We start from the raw sequence: 1,650 nt of genomic DNA, 5'->3' as shown, positions 1-1,650 counted from the left end.
TATTCTTATAAATCGCCCAAAAATACGATTTGCTATGTGTTATCGGTACCTTTGAAGGCTCTTCCAACGACAGTTAATCATGGTGATAATTTTTTCTTGGTTACCAAGCGTTCTCATTCACCTATTTCGTTTGAACCGCAGTTTATGGCTGGTTATACCCTTCAAGAAGGGTCGAGAGTGACAGTGACCATTGGAGGTAAGGACTTTGATTTTTTCACGAAAGATTCCTCAGCTTGGTTGGCTTCATCAGAGCTAGAAAAGCAGCTTGTTTCTGCTATGCGTGCAGGAAGCAATATGACAGTGAAAGCGATATCAAAACGAGGAACGCATACCACTTATACTTATTCCTTAAAAGGGATCACTGCTGCATTAAATGCAGCTCAAAAGTGCCATTAAGGTTTTGATAATTTCTAAAATAGTGATGTGAATTGGAAAGCAATGGCCATTTCCTATGACCTTAGACCAGTTGGTTCATGTTTTGCGCGAGAAACAGATAATGTGATCGTGAAGGAGAGTTCTAAGCTCTCTTTAATTGGTTTGTCGCAAAATGAGATGGTGCAGGCTTTAAAGACAGTTGGTGTACCAGAGCATCAAACGCGTATGCGTGTGCGTCAGCTTTGGCATTGGCTTTATGTGCGTGGCGTTTCAAATTTTGATGAGATGCTGAATATTTCTAAAGCAATGCAAGAAACACTTAAGTGTCATTTCTCCATTGCGCGCCCAGAAATTGTTGGAGAACAAATATCAAAAGATGGTACGCGTAAATGGCTCTTACGTTTTCCTGCACGTGGAGCTGGAAGGCCTGTTGAAATTGAAACGGTTTATATCCCTGAAGAAGGACGTGGTACTTTATGTCTTTCATCGCAAGTAGGGTGTACGTTAACTTGCTCTTTTTGCCATACGGGAACGCAGATGCTTGTTCGCAATCTGACTGCGGAAGAAATTTTGGCACAATTATTGGTTGCACGTGATTGTTTGGGTGATTTTCCTGATAAAAATAACCCTGATGGGGCAATAGTTCCCATTGAAGGTCGCAAAATTACCAATATTGTTATGATGGGGATGGGAGAACCTCTTTATAATTTTGAAGCTGTTAAAAAAGCTTTATTGATTGCTTCTGATGGTGACGGGCTTTCTTTATCAAAACGTCGGATTACGCTTTCAACCAGTGGGGTTGTTCCTGGAATTATCCGAACCGGAGAAGAAATTGGTGTTATGTTGGCGATTTCACTCCACGCAGTACACGATACATTAAGGGATATGCTTGTTCCCATTAATAAAAAATATCCGCTTGCTTTATTAATGGACGCTTGCCGTAATTATCCTGGTCTTTCCAATGCAAAACGAATCACTTTTGAATATGTTATGCTGAAAGATATCAATGATAGTTTAGATGATGCTAAGGGATTGATTAAGTTATTGAAAGGGATTCCTGCTAAGATCAATTTAATCCCTTTTAATCCGTGGCCAGGGAGCAATTATCAGTGTTCTGATTGGGAGCAAATCGAGCGTTTTGCTGATGTTGTTAATCAAGCGGGCTATGCTTCTCCTATTCGGATACCGCGTGGACGCGATATTTTAGCGGCATGTGGACAACTTAAATCAGCTTCAGAGCGTTTACGGAAATCTGAACGTTTGCGACTTGAAAAT

General features: G+C 40.7%; 2 protein-coding genes. Both read left to right on the top strand.

The genetic code is table 11. The annotated features are described in order from the left end of the window. A partial coding sequence (locus ACFIKE_RS10260; RefSeq protein ID WP_375649757.1) for an invasion associated locus B family protein occupies positions 1 to 396 on the top strand: 396 nt, incomplete at its 5' end. A gap of 42 nt (positions 397 to 438) precedes the next feature. Further along, positions 439 to 1,650: 23S rRNA (adenine(2503)-C(2))-methyltransferase RlmN (gene rlmN, locus ACFIKE_RS10255; protein WP_375649755.1), on the top strand; the 1,212-nt coding region annotated here is incomplete at its 3' end.

The organism is Bartonella sp. MU70NMGDW, from assembly GCF_042194085.1.
In the GTDB taxonomy this organism is placed as follows: domain Bacteria; phylum Pseudomonadota; class Alphaproteobacteria; order Rhizobiales; family Rhizobiaceae; genus Bartonella; species Bartonella grahamii.
Note: the sequence above shows the minus strand (reverse complement) of the source record. Positions and strands in the feature narration are given on the sequence as shown.